The sequence below is a fragment of the Cohnella mopanensis genome, from assembly GCF_022352055.1.
In the GTDB taxonomy this organism is placed as follows: Bacteria; Bacillota; Bacilli; order Paenibacillales; family Paenibacillaceae; genus Cohnella; species Cohnella mopanensis.
The window spans coordinates 332,420-350,086 of the sequence record NZ_JAKRWM010000010.1 but is presented as its reverse complement, the minus strand read 5'-3'; the positions used below and the strand labels follow the sequence as shown (position 1 = coordinate 350,086).

The following is a 17,667-nucleotide window of genomic DNA, read 5'->3' as shown; positions in this document are numbered from 1 at the left end:
AATTTAGTTCTTAACGGGAAACAAAAAGGATCGAGCAGGTTAAACCCTGCCCGATCCTTTTTTTCGTGCAACTATTTACGCCTGGAAGATTCGCGAACGATCAGTTCCGGCTTAATCGATTGGAATTGCCGGCCCGGCTCAAGCTGTTCAATCTTGTCGAACAGTACCTCCGTCGCAAGCACGCCCAAATTAAAGGTGTCGATATCGAGCGCCGTGATAGCTGGCGTTGTATAGGGGGCTAACGGATAGTTATCGAAGGTAACGATGCCAAGCTGCCCGGGCACCCGAATACCGCGATCGGATGCTGCCTTCAAGGCTCCAAATGCAACGAAGTTGTTGACGCAAATAACGGAATCCGGAGGAATCTCCAAATCTAGCAGCTCGTTCATCATCCGATAGCCATGCGCCTCGTTAGCTTCTCCTAAGCGAATATAAGCGCTGCTATCGACAGCTTCGCGCAAGGACGAGACTACGTTCTGATAACCTGTAAGCCTGCTATGGGAAATCGGATCTTCGGGATTGCTTCCAAGGAAAGCGAGCCGAGAATAGCCCTGCTCTAACAGATGGTTAGCCGCCATGCTACCGCCGGCATTGTTGTCAATATCGACCCAAGTGACTCCGACTCCGTAATCTTCTTTAGGTTGCCCCACGATGACGAACGGAAAAGCTAACCGTTCCAACTCCTTCGCGATATCCTTGTCCAGTACGGACGGGTTAATGAGCATTCCGTCCAGTTTCTTGCTATAGACATATTGGTTCATGAAATCGTTGTCCCGATTATTAATATTCGAGATCGTTAATTCATACTGATGCTCGAAGGTGACGCTCTCCGCTCCGCCAAGCAAGCTGTAGAAGAAAGGGTTGAGAAAGTCGTCCTTCCGGTCGAAATTCATCAGAAATCCGATATTCATGCTGCTCCGCCGTGCCAATTGGGTGGCAATGCTGCTTGGCGTATATTGTAATTCTTTCATGATAGCCCGTACTTTCTGTTTGGTCGCTTCCGAGATGGTAGGAGCATCGTTCAATACTTTCGAAACGGTAGATTTGGCGACATTAGCCGCTTTAGCAATATCGTTAATCGTAGTTTTCATGAAGAATTCTCCTTTTCAGCGATCAGAAAGATAAGCTGCTAGAACGCTTACCCTTTTCTAGGACGGAGACGTTATGATACTCGCTAGCCAACAGTCGCCGCCTGATGTCCATTATAGCTAAGCTAGAAGATTACGCCAATTCATAAATAAAAAGTTGTTGATTTCCTAAAAAAGGTATGTTACTTTGATCACAGGAAACCGGTTTCCTAAATCATAAACGATTCGAAGGGCGGGTTCAACAATTTTATGAAAAAAAGAATCGGATTACTGGCTCTAGCAGCGATGATGGTGTTAGTCCTGGCGGCATGCGGCGGGAATAAGAACGGTAATGAGTCGTCCCCAAGCACAAGCCCCGCAGCAACGGAAGCGGAAAGCGCAAGTGCTACGACCCCAAATGAAAGCGCTACAGAAGAAGCTCCAGTGGATGTTAAAGCAGAAGACGGCGCAACACTGAAAATTTGGTCGGACAAAACGGAAAGAGTATTCATCGAAAGCGTTATACCCGACTTTAAGGCTAAATACGGCGTGGACGTCACGATCGAAGAAGTGAACATCCCGGACCAAGCGACGAAATTGGAAACCGACGGACCGGCGAATCTCGCAGCCGATGTTCTTATGATTCCGCATAACCATGTATCCAAATTGGCAGCGGCTAACCTCATTCTGCCTAACGATCTTTTCGAAGCGGAAACGAAAGCCAATACCCTTCAAACGGCGCTTGATGCAAGCTCTTACAACGGAATTTTGTATGGCTATCCGCAAACGATTGAAACGTACGCTCTTTTCTATAACAAAGCGCTTGTCAAGGAAGTTCCTAAAACTTGGGACGACGTTATCAAATTCGCGGAGTCTTACAACGATCCATCGAACAAGAAATACGCGATCGGCTGGCTGCACAATTTGTATTTCAATAGCATGTTCGTCAAATGGAAAGGCGGCTATATTTTCGGTAAAGACGATACGGACGGCACGGATATCGGCCTCAACAGCGATGGTGCGATTGAAGGACTTAAATACTACCAAAGCTTGAAAAAGATTTTCCCGATCAAAACAACGGACTTTACGTTCGATATCCAAAGCGAATTGTTCTCGACAGGCAAGCTTGCGATGTCGATCGACGGTCCATGGTCGATAGGCGCATACAAAGGAAAAGTCGATTTCGGCATTGCTCCATTGCCGGCATTTCCGGACGGAAAGCCAGCTCTGTCCCTATCCGGCGTAAGGTCGTTCTACGTAAACTCCTACACGAAATATCCGAACGCGTCTAAACTGTTCGCTAACTTCCTGACATCCAAAGAAAACGCGCTTAAGGATTTTCAATTGGCCAATATCATTCCTGCCAATAAAGAAGCGAATGAAGATCCTCTTATCAAGAACGACCCGATTCTGAGCGGTATCGTGGAACAATTCAAAAATTCCAAGCCGATGCCTTCGATTCCGGAGATGAACAGCCTATATGCTCCGACGGATGCTGCATGGGCCGCGATCTGGGATTCCAATGCGGATGTTAAAGCGACAATGGATAAAACCGTTCAAACGGTTAAAGATTTAATCAGCTCGACAGCAGCGCAGTAAATAAGCTAACGTCCGAAGACATCCGGCATAGGCCGGATGTCTTCGGAGAGAGGAGCATCGGATCGCATGGCCAAACATACCCCTCAAGCGACGTTGCTATCCGTATTGTTCATGGGATTAGGGCAGTGGTACAATCGCCAGTTTGTTAAAGGCTTGCTATTCGCCTTAATCGAAATCGCCGGAATTTACTGGATCGTAACGCGATTAGCGAAGTCGGTACGAGGTTTGATTACTTTGGGAGAAACTCCTAGGGGAATGGTTAAGATCGGCAAGGAATTCAAGATGGTGGAAGGCGACCATTCCATCTTCTTGATGGTAGAAGGGCTGATCTCGTTAATTTTCGTATTGTTGCTCTTATTTTTGTACTTTATATGCATTCGCGATGCCAGACTAACAGCTTTGAACAGGGAGAAGGGAATTAAGCCTCACTCCTTCGGAGTTAGCTGGAGCAACATGGCGAATCGCAATTTTCCTTATTTAATTCTCGCTATTCCGATCACGGCTGCCGTACTTCTGACGGTTATGCCGATCGTCTTTACGGTACTGGTCGCTTTTACCGATTTCGCGGCTCCGAATCTACCGCCCGCGAAGCTGGTTCATTGGATTGGCTTCGATACTTTCAAAAACCTGGTCAACTTGGGCTCTTGGAGCAAAACGTTAATCGGCGTAGCGACATGGACCGTCGTATGGGCAATCCTCGCTACGCTTTCGACGTATATGCTAGGTACGATCGTCGCCGTTCTTATTCAACAAAAGGGCATCCGTTTGAAGACGTTCTGGCGGACGATGCTCGTCATCCCTTTTGCCGTGCCGAATCTAGTCTCGCTGCTCGTGTTCAGAAACTTGTTAAATGAAGAGTTCGGACCGATCAATCAGTATTTGGAACTGCTTGGCCTAGGCGGAATCCCCTGGCTTAACGATCCTACGTGGGCGAGAATTACGGTCGTATCGGTTAATTTGTGGTTAGGTTTTCCGTTAATCATGATTCTGGTTTCGGGTATTCTGACGACGATTCCCAAGGACCTCTACGAGGCTGCGGAAGTCGACGGGGCTTCGCGGTTTTTCACCTTTAGGGTAATCACGCTTCCACTGGTGTTGTTCTCGACGGCTCCGATATTAATCATGCAGTTCGCCAGCAATTTCAACAACTTTAACGTTATCTTTTTGTTAACGAACGGCAACCCCGTCATGCCCGACTATGTTTACGCCGGGGGGACCGACTTGCTGGTCACATGGCTGTACAAGTTGACCTTGACGAACAACCAATATAACTTCGCTTCGGTGCTGAGTATTCTTGTCTTTATTTTTATCGCTTCGATCTCGATCCTCAATTTCCGTAAAACCCGATCCTTCAAAGAGGAGGATTTGATCCAATGAAGACTCGTCATTTTATCACGTACATTATTCTTGCTTTGTTGACCGTGTCTATTGTCTATCCGGCCCTCTGGATCGTTATGTCTTCCTTGAAGGAAGGGAATAGCCTTTACAGCGAGACGTTAATCCCGAAGAAGTTCACCTTCGACCATTATAAGGAGTTGTTTACGAGCACCCGGTATCAATATGTCCAATGGTATTTGAACACGATCAAGGTAGCGGTGTTGTCCGCCATTCTAGGAACGCTGATGACCTTGTTAGGCTCGTACGCGATGGCCAGGTTTCGTTTCGTTGGCCGGAAGTTCGGATTGACGGGGATGCTTGTCCTGAACATGTTCCCAAGCTTCATGTCGCTCGTGGCCATTTATATTTTAATGCTTCAGTTTAATTTGTTGAATTCTCACTGGGCGCTGATTCTCGTCTACAGCTCGGGGGCTTTTATCAGCAATGTTTTCGTGGCGAAAGGGTTCTACGATACGATTCCGAAAAGCTTGGAGGAAGCGGCGCGTATCGACGGCGCTTCCAACTGGAAAGTATTTACGAACGTTATGATCCCACTATCAAAGCCGATGCTGACCTATGTGAGCCTCGTTATATTCAACGGCGCTTGGATCGATTTTATATTCGCAAGGCTTATTCTGAGGACGGAGGACAAATCGACGCTCGCTGTCGGACTGTACAATATCGTCAATCAGCAGACGTCGACCGATTTCACCTTTTTTGCTGCGGGCGCGGTACTGCTCGCTATTCCGGTCCTTATTTTATTTATTTGGCTGCAACGCTTCCTCGTTGAAGGGTTGACGTCGGGAGCGTCCAAAGGATAATACAAATCGCGTCAAGGAGCAATCGCAATTATGCTGAAGGAAGCCATCTATCATATTAACGATATTCCTTATCTCTTCACGATCGGCCCAAACGAAGTGAAGATTCGCATTCGCGCCAAGCGGGGCGAAGTGTCGGATTGTACGTTGCTTCATTCCGACCGGTATAAACCGCCGGGACATGGAGTTCCGCTTAAGCTTGAGTTAATGGCGACAACAGAGCTGCACGATTATTTCGAAGGAGTCGTTTACTCGAGCTCGAAGCGAATTCGTTACCAATTTCTGCTGACAGGGGTTGACGGATCGCAGGTTTGGTGCGGAGAATACGGCGTATCGAACACTCGCCAGTCCGCCGGGTACTTTCATTGCGCATCCGTCTCTGCCGCTTTCGGAGGCCAACCTCCGTCATGGATTCGGGATGCCGTCGTCTATCAAATTTTTCCGGAGAGATTCGCGAACGGAAATGCAGCGCTCAATCCTGCAGGCGTTAGAAACTGGACTTCTTCCGAAGATCCGCTAAGCGACTCCTTCTATGGAGGAGATCTTCATGGCTTATACGAGAAGCTGCCGTACCTCCATGATCTTGGCGTTAACGTTCTCTATCTAACTCCCGTCTTCGAATCGCCATCTCATCACAAGTACGATACTTCGGACTACTATTCTATCGATCCGCATTTCGGACAGCTGGAGGATCTTAGAAGAGTTGTGGACGAGGCGCATACGCTGGGGATGAAGGTCGTGCTCGATGCAGTGTTCAACCATTCCGGCGATCGGTTTTTCGCGTTCCAGGATGTCATTAACAATGGCGCGGATTCGAAGTATACAGAGTGGTTTTTCATCGACCGCTTCCCGATCGTCCAAAGGCCTGAACCAAGCTATGAGTCGTTCGGTATTCTTTCCCCCTCCATGCCGAAGCTCAATACGGGCAATCCCGAGGTTGTCCGTTATATGCTGGACGTAGCGAAATATTGGATACGAGAGATTGGCATCGACGGGTGGAGGCTGGACGTTGCGAATGAGATCGACCATAGCTTCTGGCGTCAACTGCGGGAGGAGATCAAAGGCATCGATCGCGAGCTGCTCCTGATAGGCGAAATCATGCACCAATCCGGAGCGTGGCTTAGAGGCGATCAATTCGATGGCGTCATGAATTATTTGTTCCGGGATGCGATGATCGGCTTCTTCGCGGAGCAGAGCATTACGGCACGCGTATTCGCCGGGCAAATCGAATCGGTCCGCATGCAATATACGGACGCGGCCAATTCGGCGATGTTTAACCTTATCGGAAGCCATGATACAGAACGTTTCCTTACCGCTTGTTCCCGAAGCGTCTGGGGCTGGCAGCAGAAGCAGGAGACTGCTCGGCTCAAGCTTGCGGCGGTGTTTCAATTGACGTACATCGGAATGCCTATGATCTATTACGGCGATGAAATAGGCATGACCGGAGGAGAAGATCCGCTGTGCCGCAAACCGATGGTATGGGATGAGGCAAATCAGGATACAACCATCCACGCGCATTACAAGCGGTTAATCGCTCTTCGGCGCGAATATCCGGCATTGCGCGGCGGACAGTTCAGAATGTGGTTCGTAGACGAGGCAAGCAACGGAATCGGTTTCGTGCGCCAGCTCCCGGATCAGTGCGTGGGCATTGTTCTCAACAATAGTCCGGACGAGCGACGGCTTGAGCTAACGGCTCCGAAGGGTATCGAAGCACAGAAGATAGTCCCGTTGTTCGGCTCAAGCGAATGGGAGTGGAGTAAGGGGCAAGGGCACCTCAAGTTGCCGCCTTACAGCGCATCCATTGTTTTATTTTCTTAAACCGAGCACTGTTCAGGATGTAGCCGTCGAACCGAATTGCCCCCCCCGATTCAGCCTATCTACTTAAGGTCTGATGATCAATCAGGTTTGAAGGTTTGCATAGATTTAATAGGCGGCACCCCCCGGCCGCGGAACGAAGCTCATCTTTAGGAGGGAGAGCCCCGAGAAATCGGGGCTCTCTTGTTTGGACGTGCTAGGGGTTAAGTGCCATTCGTTAAAACACCGTTCCTGTCTTGTCCACCTCGGAATAAGCTATATCAGTAAATACGGATTTCGAGGGGGAAAGGGGAATGCAGGTACAAGCCGGAGCAATTACCGCGATTATGGGGGCAATGGTTTCCTTCTCTTTCGGCATATGGAACGAGTCGTTGACTTTCCTGCTCGTTCTAATGGCGATCGACTATTTTACCGGCGTAACGGCAGCAATAAAGGAAGGCAGCGGGCTGAACAGCAACGTCGGCTTCTGGGGTTTGTTCAAGAAGGGGCTTATCTTGCTTGTTCTGATCATCGCGCATAGATTGGACTTGATCCTTGGAGTAGACGCCGTTATGGGAAGCGCCGTTTTCTTCTATATGATGAACGAACTGCTCTCCGTCATCGAGAATTACGGAAGATTAGGTCTTCCGTTGCCGGAGCAATTAAAACGGATCGTACTCGTGTTAAGAGACCGGGCTGGTGAAAGCAAGCCGGATGTGCCCGCTGGTCCTGAGAACGAGGATGCTCCCGAAAATCCCAAGGAACCTAAATCGTGACTCGAACAACCGAATTTCACGCATTTATTATGGCGATGAGATACGGTTTTTTGTTTTTGCGCAACTCGGGATATAATCATAATGACAAAGTACCTTCACATTAGGGAGGATGGGATCATCATGAGATTGGAAGGCGGCAATAGCTTCATACTTCGCGTTGAAATGGACAAGCAGGTAGTTACTTTCGGAGAACTAGTATCCTTAATCGGACAAAACGGCGGCGATATCGTCGCGATAGACGTCATCCAACCGGGCAGAAAGACGGAAGTACGCGATCTCACGGTGAGCGTTGTCGAGCCCTCTGTCTTAGAGACGCTTACTGTCGCCGTTAGCGCCATGAAAGGCATCCATCTCGTGAATGTATCCGATCGGACCTTTTTACTGCATCTAGGCGGTAAAATTCAGGTGAAATCGAAGGTGCCGATCAAAAATCGCGACGATTTGTCTCGTGTCTATACGCCAGGCGTAGCGAAGGTGTGTTTGGCTATTCGGGACGATATCAGTAAAGCCCATTCGCTTACGATTCGCCGGAATACGGTTGCCGTCGTATCGGACGGAACGGCGGTACTCGGCCTCGGGGACATCGGTCCACATGCGGCAATGCCGGTTATGGAAGGGAAGGCCATGTTGTTCAAGGAACTAGCCGACGTCGATGCATTCCCGATTTGCTTGGATACGAAGGATACGGAAGAGATCATTGCCATCGTTAAGGCGCTGGCTCCAACGTTCGGAGGCATCAACTTGGAAGACATATCGTCGCCAAGATGCTTCGAAATCGAACGTCGCCTGAAGGAGCAGCTGGATATTCCCGTTTTCCACGATGACCAGCATGGCACGGCCGTCGTACTGCTCGCGGGTCTTATTAACGCGTTGAAAATCGTCGGCAAGGAGATCGGCGACATCAAAGTTGTCGTCTGCGGAATCGGCGCGGCAGGCGTGGCATGCTCGCGTATGCTGCTGGCGGCTGGCGTGACCCATCTCGTCGGTGTAGACAAGGATGGTGCTATCCATCGAGGCGCGCATTATGATAATCCTGCATGGAATGAATACGCAGCCCTAACGAATCCGCATAATGAACAAGGCCGGTTGTCCGAGGTTATCGAAGGAGCGGACGTATTCATTGGGTTGTCTAGGCCAAGACTACTCCATAATGAGGACGTCCGGAGAATGAAGCCGGATCCCATCGTATTCGCCATGGCGAATCCGGATCCGGAAATTTCTCCGGAAGAAGCAGGATCGTATGTGCGCGTCTATGCGACAGGACGTTCCGATTATCCTAATCAACTGAACAATGTGCTGGTTTTTCCGGGCATTTTCCGCGGAGCGCTCGATGCCCGGGCAAGCACGATCAGCGAATCGATGAAGCTTGCGGCAGCGCACGCGATCGCTTCCATCGTGACGGAAGAGGAATTAAACGAAGAGTATATTATCCCGAGCGTTTTTAACGATAAAGTGGTACCCGCGGTACGCAAAGCCGTAGTTCTTGAAGCTATACATAGCGGGGTAGCCCGAAAGGTTCCTAGCGATTTTCGGAACTTAGACTAATTTAAGGACAAAAAAAGTGAAAAAACGGTTTTGTTGTTCATCAATTTGTCAAAAGTATAAAAAGTTGACCATTCTCTTCAGACTAGTGCTTGAGTTCAAATGCTTGTATTAGGTAAAATATGAGGTAGACAATTTGTAGGAAGCAGGGGAGCAAACGATGCATAAATGGCTTTTGTCCGCTTTGATCACGATTGCGTGCGCAATGGGGGTATACTTGATGGCGACCGGACTGCCTGAGAAACCTAAGGATGAGGCATCCGAACTTAAAGAAGGCCAAGAGTTGCTCAAGATCAAAGCTACTAACTTTAATTTCGACGAAACGGAATACCATGTTAAAGCGGGAACGAACTACAAAGTGAAATTCTCCAACACGCTTGGTAACCATGGCGTCGAAATCGTTGGACTTGGCATTGAGCTGAGCAAGGACGCACCGGAGCTGGAAGTTACGTTCGATAAGCCGGGAACTTACGAGATGCATTGCAGCATCATGTGCGGTCAAGGTCACGGGGATATGAAATCGAAATTAATCGTCGAGTAACGTTTCGCAACGGCCTCGCCATTAGGGATAGGAAAGGAGCCGTAGCGGCTCCTTTTTCCCGTTACCCTAAACGTTCGCTGATTTTCGTATCCGTTCCGTTACAGATGTTTCCATGTTCGGATTCTCGAGACGCCGAGGTCGCCTAAATACCCGATGAGTGCCCAACTGAGCACCGTTAACGCGTACATAAACCATATATTTACCTTATGGAGATCGGTAAACACCTCGACAAACCACATCGGGACGCTAAACATCATGAGGAATAAATTGTGGGGGTCGTAGCCTGTCACATTAAAAAGACATAGTGCAACACCGATCAGAGTACATGCTATAGTAATGGTGTGACGCATAATGGTTCATGTGACTCCCTTCTTTATCACTTTACGGGTAGTATGCACGGCACTCTAAATCCTCATGTTAAGAAAGGAATGGGAAAAAATGATTACTCATATCGTATTATTCAAATTGAAAGACCGCAGTCCGGAAAGCGTTGCTAACACGGCGCAAGTTCTTCGCGACATGGAAGGTAAAATCGACGTACTCCGCCATCTGGAGGTCGGAATGGATGTGATTCATTCGGACCGTTCTTATGATATCGCTTTGTACACGAAGTTCGATTCCATGGAAGACTTGCAGGTTTATCAAGTGCACCCCGTGCACAAGAAAGTGATCGAGCATATGTTGTCCGTAAGGGAAGCATCCGTTAGCGTCGATTACGAGAGTTAAGATGAGGATGCTGGTGGAGAAAGATCCCTCCAATATGGGAGACGTATATCAGATGGCCACCTATACGCTTCTCATCCTGATCAGTGCCGTGATCATGGTCGTATGGCTGAAGCGCAGAGGTAGAAGCAAGAAGAAATGACAAGGGGGCCGTTCACCTATGTATGACGTGAACGTCGATAGCATCCGCAGACGATTAGCCTGCTTACCGGAAATCGCGCAAGCTTTATCCGCTGCGACGGTGGAATGGAGCGGTGGCTTAATCGAAGGATTAGCGCAGGAACGAGCGCTTCATCTAGCCGCGGAGATTGTGACGGATGTAGGACACGCGTTGATTGACGGTTTTATTATGCGCGATGCGAGCAGTTACGAGGACATCATTGAGATAATCGCCGGAGAAGGCGTCATTACCGAGCAAGTATCCGAACCGTTGCGCCGATTGGTCTTATTGCGCAAGACGCTCGTTCAAGAATACGATCTGTGGCCGCGAAGCGAGTTGCATCCTCTGACAGCCGAGCTGCCGAGGGTGTTGATGGGTTTCTCGGATCAAGTGGAAACTTACTTGCAACAAGAATTGATCTAGCTGTTCAGCACATATAGAAGGAGCCATCCCACAAGGTTTATACCTGGGGGTTGGCTCCTTTTTATTCGATTCTTAAATGATTTTTGGCACGTCCGCTGTGTCAAGTCAAGCCGTAGCTACTTATACTGGATTAACCGCATGGGCATTCGCCCGGGTTAAGAGCTACTGGAGGGATGACGGGTGGCGTGGGAGCTAGCGGGGTACGGGGTTGCGGTCGCTATGGTGGTCATTGCTGCTGCTTTTCTTTACGGGATCGTAAGCGTAACAAGGTCGCTTAGACGACTGGATCATGTTGTGGCTAACGTTAGTAAAGAAGCGGAAGTCTCACTGCGTCAATGCAGTCGATTGGCGGAGGAAGCTAGCGAGGCGATCACCGTAACCAGGCAGAGCATGCAAGGCTTCGTCACGTTTGCGGAGGGGGCGCGGGCGTTAGGCGAGGCTGTGCAGACGGTCGCACAAACGGCAGTACACGTTACGGAGTTATACCGCGAGAAGTTAACCGCTCCTCTTCAAGCTTCCGCAGTCGATCGTGAACCGGACGTCGAAGAGACGCCTGATCTCGCGGACGTAGGCCGACAATTGTGGTCCATGTGGAAGCGTCGAGCCTCTAGAGGGTAACCATCCAGCAGTTATCGGAGCTCAGGATTGAGTGCGGATACAACTGAAGGAGAGTGTAAACATGTCTAATAAGAAAGTTGTAAAATCGTTTCTGTGGGGAACTTTGACGGGGGCCGTTACGGGTGCAGTCACTGCATTGCTGTTCGCTCCGAAATCCGGACGCGAGCTTCGCGGGGATATCGCTCAAACCGCTCAGAAGGTCGGCGAGAAAACGGCGGACATTAGCCGGCAAGCCGGATCAGCCGTGCAATCGCTGGCGAAACGGACATCGAGTCTGGTGACCGATATTCGTTCTCGTAAATTGAATGCATCCGTAGAGTCCGAGGAAGTCGCCGCTGCAGAGGAATCATACGAGGAAGACAAATCGTCCGCATTGTAAAGTTTGCCGATCCATAACGCCCTGAAGCGCTTCCCTCTCCCGCGGGGGCGCTTTGGGGCGCATTCTTGTCCAAAAATCAGCTAAGATGTAGGTACCTTTTGCGCTTGGAACTCATAAAGTATGATGAAATGACTTCATCATCTGTGAAGAAAGCGGTGTTCCCGTGCAGCAAGCGATCGCGGTCCTTGATTCCGGCGTAGGGGGGCTGACCGTCGTCAAGGAAGTGATGCGTCAGCTTCCCCATGAAAAAATAGTGTATTTCGGCGATACCGCACGAACGCCTTACGGTTCCAGACCCGCGGAGGAGATCGTCGCATTTACCCGCGAAATCGTGGATTATCTCATTCACTATGACCCCAAAATGATCGTCATAGCCTGCAATACGGCAACGGCAGTCGCTTTGGAGGATATTCGGCAGAGGGTAGAACTGCCGATCGTCGGCGTGATAAGTCCTGGCGCTCGCGCAGCGGTCGGGCGGTCCAAGTCCGGAGTTGTCGGCGTGATCGGTACGGAAGGGACAATCAATAGCGGGGCGTACGATATTGCGCTGAAGAAGCTTTCGCCTCCGGTGCAGGTCGTTAGCCTTGCATGTCCGACTTTCGTTCCGCTTGTGGAAGACGGCAATTTCCGCTCCGTCGAGACGTTCAACACCGTAGCTGATTCGCTCCTCAGTTTACGGAATACGACCATGGATTGTTTAATTCTAGGATGTACCCATTACCCTTTTCTCGCGGAGAGTATATCGGAAGCGATGGGCTCAGATGTCGTTTTGATCAACTCGGCCGAAGAAACCGCTAGGGAAATCCATTCGATTCTAGATGCGAATAACGAATTGGCTAAACCGAATGAAGTGCCTATTCATCAGTTTTTTTGCAGCGGAGAGCCGGGTAAGTTTCAAGAGATCGCTCAAGAGTGGTTAGGAAGACAAATCCGGTTAACGCCGGTCGTATGGCAGGTTCCCCGTATCGGGGTTTGATGATCTCTGTAACCCGAACGGGTTGTACGTTCCGACGGACGTTCAGCCCGCTCGTTTTTTTTTGCGCGAGGAAAGTAATATGTCGGTGTCCGCCTTCATAGCCATTAGAACCGCCGACGAATAGGAGGGGTATCCATGGCCAGCAAAGCGGACTACGGTCCGGAGCAGTTGTCGAAGGATTTGAGAAGGATCGATAGAAAATACCCGATGGTTAAAGTGGGATCGATAGGAAGTAGCGTGCTAGGTAAGCCGATTCCTTACTTGAGATTAGGAAAGGGTTCGTTCAACTGGCATTTTAACGGAGCTTGCCATGCCAATGAGTGGATCACTTCCCTGTTGTTGATGAGGTTTGCGGAAGACTACGCTCAGGCTTGCGCGAATAAGCTTTCTTTCTGGGGGAAATCGGCCATGGATTTATTCGCGCGTTGTAGCTTGTGGATCGTTCCTATGGTCAATCCGGATGGTGTTGAGCTTGTCCAGGAAGGGTTGACAGCTAATCATCCGTATTACGAGGATTTGCTTCAGTGGAACCGGGGGTCGAATCGTTTCCACAGGTGGAAGGCGAATGCGAGAGGCGTAGACCTTAACGACCAATTCCCCGCATACTGGGAGGAAGAACGGCAACGCAGGGCGATCCTTTCGCCGGCACCTCGCGACTATGGCGGAGAAAAGCCGTTGTCGGAGCCTGAAGCGGCCGCATTAGCCGATTTCACGGAGCGGAACGATTTTCACGCGGTAATCTCGCTGCATACGCAAGGGGAGGAAATCTACTGGAATTATCGCAACAAAGAACCGGATGAAGCGCGAGCTTGGGCGAATCGCTTGGCGGTTTCGGCGGGATATCGCGCCGTATACTTAGAAGGGAGCGATGCGGGATATAAAGACTGGTTCATCTCCGAATTCCGTCGTCCCGGATTTACGGTAGAAGTCGGCTGGGGTCATAACCCGTTGCCCTTGGAGGGCGTTGACGAAATGTACGACGATATTGCCAGGCTGCTGGCGGAAGCGCTCGATTGCACGCCCGAATGATTCGCGGAGGAAGAGGCAGGGTACACTGATAAAAGCTGCCTGAGCGGGCGGCGTCAAGCTCAGAGAGGGGCTGCCGCTATGGCGCGTAGATCATGGACAACCTTATGGAGGCATCTCCCTAGCCGGGTATGGCGAATTTTGCGTTCGCCGCGGGTGTCAATAAAAGACAAGCTGCTGTTTATTCTACCGGTCGCGTTGTATTGGGTGCTGCCCGATTTCATGCCGTTCATGCCGATCGACGATGCTGCCTTTACCGCTTTAGTAGCGACCTGGTACGCTCGGGCGATGGAAAACAAATATACGTTTTGAACCTCCGCTTAGGCATTCGCATATACATGCATTGTATACTCCGACTTAAGCTGAGAGAGGCGTGGACGGCTTGGCGATATCATATATGGATTACGCATCACCGACGGCCCAATTTACGTTTGATTTGAAGAACGACTTGTTCTTCAGGAAAGACGCGCGGAATTATATAAACCGTCTATCGATTAACGATTTGAACACATTGGGAAACACTTCGTTATTAGATATTTATTTGACCATCGGTAACATAGTTGAACCGCATTTGCATCAGAATGCGTCTGAGCTCGTTTATTGTATTTCGGGTGCGGCAGTCGTCTCCCTTATCAATCCATTTACGAATCAACTGTTGAATTTTCCGATTCAACCCGGACAGGTCGCGAACGTCCCGCAAGGATGGTGGCATTATGAGATTGCGACCGTGGACAATACCCATCTGCTTGCCATCTTCGACGCGCCAATCCCGGAAGCTATCTTCGGGTCGGATATATTGAGGTTAACCCCGGCGAGCGTGTGGGCGCATTCGTACTGCTTGAACGAGTCGAAAGTCAAAGAAACATTTGCGCCGATTACTACAACCGCGTACATCGGACCGCCTAAGGATTGTTCGCGCCCGCCAGCGGTAGGAACGTCGACGAATCTTCAGTATCGGCAACCGGGCCCGCATCAGTATCGTTAATGAAGATATAGAAGAGAGACGGACACTTGCGCCGTCTCTCTTGTGTTCCCACTTTAAAATACTTACAATAGAACGGAGAACCTGACGGGAGTGAATGGCCAGATGAACTGTAAAATCACAAGGAATGCGGCTAACGTGCTGCGCCGTGAATTGGACAAGCCTGAGAACGCGGAATTGAAATTAAAAGTCTTCATTACGCATAGCCATGGAGACCATGCGCATTATGGCATGGATTTGGCTAAGCCGACCGACGCCGAAGAAGTCGTGTCGACAGATAAGGGCATCGACGTTATTCTAAGCAAAGGGGAATCCTTGCTGGATGGCGTCAAGATCGACTATTTATATTTTCCGAAAGAAGGGTTCGTCATTACGAATCCAAGCAAGGGTAATCATGGAGACCACTGACAACGAACAGTTAGCTCCGCTTAACGATATACGGATTTGCGATAAGTGCAAACATATGAGGATCAAATCGGCCTTGCCTAAGCTGCAGAAGCTGGCGCCCGGGACAGAGATCAAGGTAGCGTGCAAATCGTATTGCGGCCCTTGTTCTCGATACGCATTCATTTTTATTAATGGGCGTTACGTAACCGCTCCGACGGAAGACGAAGTGATCGAGAAAGTTCGCAAATACGTGAAGTCTTAAGCCGAAATGTCGTTAAGCCAAAGGCTCCGCCATCCTCATGGATGGCGGAGCCTTTGTATATGCTTTATTCTTTGTCTTCCTCATGGAACTTCGCGATCAGATCATGCTCGATGACGGTGTCGGAGACGCTTAAGTCGCGTTTGGCTGATTCCGCTCCGGCCACGCAGGAAGCTGTATCCGTCTTCTCATCATTGCCGCCAGAGACGTCGTAACAGGTGCCGTTGCTGGCAATCCCGTCGGCGCTCGGTACGAAGTAGACATTGCCGTCGGTAAATCCTCCATTGCGGAAGACGACGGATTTCTTCGCTTCGGACAGCATGCTAATTCCCATCAAATATCGATCGTTTGCGGGAATTCCGAGCAAATGCATAAGGGTAGGCGTTGTGTCGATCTGTCCGACTGCTTTGTCCACCACGCCTGCATTATCGTCGTTAGGCAAGTGGATGAGGAAGGGAACCTTGCGAACGATTCGATCTTTGTCGATGTCCGACACCGGCTTGCCGAAGTACTGTTCGTACAGTTTCCAGTCGTAGACGGAATTATCGTGATCGCCGTAGAACACGAGGATCGTGTTCTCCCACAAGCCTTCTTCCTTCAAGTCCTCGATTAACGAACCTACGGCGGAATCCACGTAATGCATCGATTGAACGTAATCCCCTAAGATCGTCCCTTGCAGATCGCCGACGTCCAGCTCTTGGTTGGAATAAGGAAGCTTGAACGGATGATGGCTGGATAACGTAATCGACATCGAATAGAATGGCGACTTCTGGCGTTCCTTTAATTGTTCGACCGTCTGGCGGAAGAAGGAGGGATCACCTAGCGACCAACCGATAGGTTGGTCAATCGTGAAGTCCTTGATATTATAAAACTGATCATACTTCATATTGTGGTACATATTGTTCCGATTCCAGAAGCTTCCGTCGTAGGCGTGATGAACCGTCGTATCATAGCCTTCGCTTTTCAGGATCGATGGAGCGCAGTCGAACTCGTTGCCGGCGAACCGGATAAAAGCAGAACCGGTCGGCAGAGGATGCATAGAACAACTGGTAAGGAAATCGGCATCCGACGTTCTGCCTTGCGCGGTTTGGTGATAGAAGTTAGGGAAGTAGATACTCTGACCGATCAGCTCGTTCAGATTAGGCGTAATCTCTTCTCCTCCGATCGACTGTCCGATGACGAACTCTTGAAAGGCTTCGGCTTGAATGACAAATACGTTTTTTCCTTTGTACTGTCCGAATAGAGGCTCAGACTCCATTTGCTTCTGAAGCTGTTTACGTTCCGTGAACCAGTTCTTCGCTTCCTGAAGCTGTTCCTCGGACAGATTGTCGCCGAACCAATGCTCCTTGGCGTAGCGATAAGTATCGTAGCCATGAAATCCAAGCAAGCCGGTCACATTATAGATCGGTACGTTCCACCAGTTGCCTACGAACAAACCGCGAGCCCAGCCGTTTTTCTGTTCCTGGATCGGATAATACAGCAGTGCCCAGCCCATTGCGAATATGAGCGCAGCCGGAATGAATTTGCGCCATAAAAATTTAAGCGCCGGTTTGCCGGAATCGATCGTGAGGGATCTGCTTTTAGCGGAGCGGCGCCACAGCACCCAGCCGGCTAGCGCGAATGCAACCGGGATATCCGCGAAGAAAAGCCAATCTCCCGGTTCAATGAGGCTCCAGATGCTCGCTTGCAATTCTCCAACCTGTCCGGCTTGAAGAAGGACGGGGACGGAGATGAAATCTTTGAAATATCGGAAATAAATAAGGTCGGCGAATAGTAGGAAAGAGAGTGCTAAATCCAAGAGAGCCAGCGATATGGCTTTGGCGCGTGGCCCCAAGAAGATGGTCCAGAAGGAGGCGAGAAGCACGGCGCCCATATTAACGGCCCATTTCCAGTAATTCATTCCTCCAACGTTAAATTGATGGTCAAGCTCGTTCAATTTATATAACATTGAAGCAACGAGTAATGTAATTCCCCATGGCCAGAACCGGAGCCCTCTTAAGGCGCCATAAAGCCCTTTCCGGGCAGCAGTTTGTAACTGCGCTAACATGACATAACTTCCTTTCCTAAGCGCGGCAACTTTTACATACACTAAGTAGGTAAATTCGCCGTGCCGATTGATCAACGTAATGTAAAATGCTAAACAAAAATCAGTATAGCCCTAATGAAGGGGAAATTACAAATATTGTGGTAGAATGTTGGGGTGTAATCGGAGTTAAATTG

20 protein-coding genes are annotated in these 17,667 nt (G+C 49.7%); 18 read left to right on the top strand and 2 right to left on the bottom strand.

All coding sequences use genetic code 11. The features are described from left to right. Window positions 1-71: 71 nt before the first annotated feature. Window positions 72-1,091: a LacI family DNA-binding transcriptional regulator gene (locus tag L3D05_RS17560; protein ID WP_239617601.1), complete on the bottom strand. Its 1,020-nt coding sequence runs from the start codon at window positions 1,089-1,091 to the stop codon at window positions 72-74. Between the two features lie 246 nt (window positions 1,092-1,337). On the opposite strand from L3D05_RS17560, the gene L3D05_RS17555 reads away from it, so the two are divergent. The 18 genes from L3D05_RS17555 (at window position 1,338) to L3D05_RS17470 (ending at window position 15,450) form a co-directional block, all read left to right on the top strand. Next, window positions 1,338-2,666 (top strand): sugar ABC transporter substrate-binding protein, encoded by a 1,329-nt coding sequence (locus L3D05_RS17555; RefSeq protein WP_239617600.1) that lies wholly within the window; start codon window positions 1,338-1,340, stop codon window positions 2,664-2,666. A 66-nt stretch (window positions 2,667-2,732) separates the two neighbouring features. After that, on the top strand, window positions 2,733-4,043 hold the full coding sequence (locus tag L3D05_RS17550) for a carbohydrate ABC transporter permease (RefSeq protein WP_239617599.1): 1,311 nt from the start codon (window positions 2,733-2,735) through the stop codon (window positions 4,041-4,043). Beyond that, window positions 4,040-4,864 (top strand): sugar ABC transporter permease, encoded by an 825-nt coding sequence (locus L3D05_RS17545; protein ID WP_239617598.1) that lies wholly within the window; start codon window positions 4,040-4,042, stop codon window positions 4,862-4,864. Before L3D05_RS17550 ends, L3D05_RS17545 begins: the two co-directional genes overlap by 4 nt. Before the next feature lie 30 nt (window positions 4,865-4,894). Further along, window positions 4,895-6,679: an alpha-glycosidase gene (locus tag L3D05_RS17540; protein ID WP_239617597.1), complete on the top strand. Its 1,785-nt coding sequence runs from the start codon at window positions 4,895-4,897 to the stop codon at window positions 6,677-6,679. A 290-nt stretch (window positions 6,680-6,969) separates the two neighbouring features. Further along, the gene (locus L3D05_RS17535) at window positions 6,970-7,431 is read left to right on the top strand and encodes a phage holin family protein (protein WP_239617596.1); all 462 of its coding nucleotides are present in this window, start codon (window positions 6,970-6,972) and stop codon (window positions 7,429-7,431) included. Between the two features lie 120 nt (window positions 7,432-7,551). Continuing rightward, window positions 7,552-8,976 (top strand): NAD-dependent malic enzyme, encoded by a 1,425-nt coding sequence (locus tag L3D05_RS17530; protein ID WP_239617595.1) that lies wholly within the window; start codon window positions 7,552-7,554, stop codon window positions 8,974-8,976. 157 nt (window positions 8,977-9,133) lie between these two features. After that, complete coding sequence (locus L3D05_RS17525) at window positions 9,134-9,514, top strand: cupredoxin domain-containing protein (RefSeq protein ID WP_239617594.1); 381 nt, start codon at window positions 9,134-9,136, stop codon at window positions 9,512-9,514. 438 nt (window positions 9,515-9,952) lie between these two features. After that, entirely contained in the window at window positions 9,953-10,240 is a 288-nt protein-coding gene (locus tag L3D05_RS17520) for a Dabb family protein (RefSeq protein WP_239617593.1), read from the top strand. Window position 10,241: 1 nt separating this feature from the next. Next, window positions 10,242-10,379 (top strand): hypothetical protein, encoded by a 138-nt coding sequence (locus tag L3D05_RS17515; RefSeq protein WP_239617592.1) that lies wholly within the window; start codon window positions 10,242-10,244, stop codon window positions 10,377-10,379. Window positions 10,380-10,397: 18 nt separating this feature from the next. Next, a complete protein-coding gene (locus L3D05_RS17510) occupies window positions 10,398-10,820 on the top strand; it encodes a DUF86 domain-containing protein (RefSeq protein WP_239617591.1) in 423 nt (140 codons plus the stop codon). A 180-nt stretch (window positions 10,821-11,000) separates the two neighbouring features. Then, a complete protein-coding gene (locus L3D05_RS17505; protein ID WP_239617590.1) occupies window positions 11,001-11,438 on the top strand; it encodes a hypothetical protein in 438 nt (145 codons plus the stop codon). A 61-nt stretch (window positions 11,439-11,499) separates the two neighbouring features. Next, a complete protein-coding gene (locus L3D05_RS17500) occupies window positions 11,500-11,817 on the top strand; it encodes a YtxH domain-containing protein (protein ID WP_239617589.1) in 318 nt (105 codons plus the stop codon). A 163-nt stretch (window positions 11,818-11,980) separates the two neighbouring features. After that, window positions 11,981-12,793 (top strand): glutamate racemase, encoded by an 813-nt coding sequence (gene racE / locus L3D05_RS17495; RefSeq protein WP_239617588.1) that lies wholly within the window; start codon window positions 11,981-11,983, stop codon window positions 12,791-12,793. 135 nt (window positions 12,794-12,928) lie between these two features. Then, window positions 12,929-13,822 carry a M14 family metallopeptidase gene (locus L3D05_RS17490; RefSeq protein ID WP_239617587.1) on the top strand — a complete coding sequence of 298 codons (894 nt, stop codon included), beginning with the start codon at window positions 12,929-12,931 and terminating at the stop codon, window positions 13,820-13,822. 78 nt (window positions 13,823-13,900) lie between these two features. Continuing rightward, window positions 13,901-14,131 (top strand): hypothetical protein, encoded by a 231-nt coding sequence (locus L3D05_RS17485; RefSeq protein WP_239617586.1) that lies wholly within the window; start codon window positions 13,901-13,903, stop codon window positions 14,129-14,131. A gap of 70 nt (window positions 14,132-14,201) precedes the next feature. Beyond that, complete coding sequence (locus L3D05_RS17480) at window positions 14,202-14,804, top strand: cupin domain-containing protein (RefSeq protein ID WP_239617585.1); 603 nt, start codon at window positions 14,202-14,204, stop codon at window positions 14,802-14,804. A gap of 102 nt (window positions 14,805-14,906) precedes the next feature. Continuing rightward, complete coding sequence (locus L3D05_RS17475) at window positions 14,907-15,209, top strand: iron-sulfur cluster assembly accessory protein (RefSeq protein ID WP_239617584.1); 303 nt, start codon at window positions 14,907-14,909, stop codon at window positions 15,207-15,209. Further along, window positions 15,196-15,450, top strand: coding sequence for a YuzB family protein (locus tag L3D05_RS17470; RefSeq protein ID WP_239617583.1), 255 nt, complete (start codon window positions 15,196-15,198; stop codon window positions 15,448-15,450). Before L3D05_RS17475 ends, L3D05_RS17470 begins: the two co-directional genes overlap by 14 nt. Window positions 15,451-15,514: 64 nt before the next feature. Here L3D05_RS17470 and L3D05_RS17465 read toward each other — a convergent pair whose 3' ends face one another. Beyond that, window positions 15,515-17,494 carry an LTA synthase family protein gene (locus L3D05_RS17465; RefSeq protein ID WP_239617582.1) on the bottom strand — a complete coding sequence of 660 codons (1,980 nt, stop codon included), beginning with the start codon at window positions 17,492-17,494 and terminating at the stop codon, window positions 15,515-15,517. Window positions 17,495-17,667: the final 173 nt, after the last annotated feature.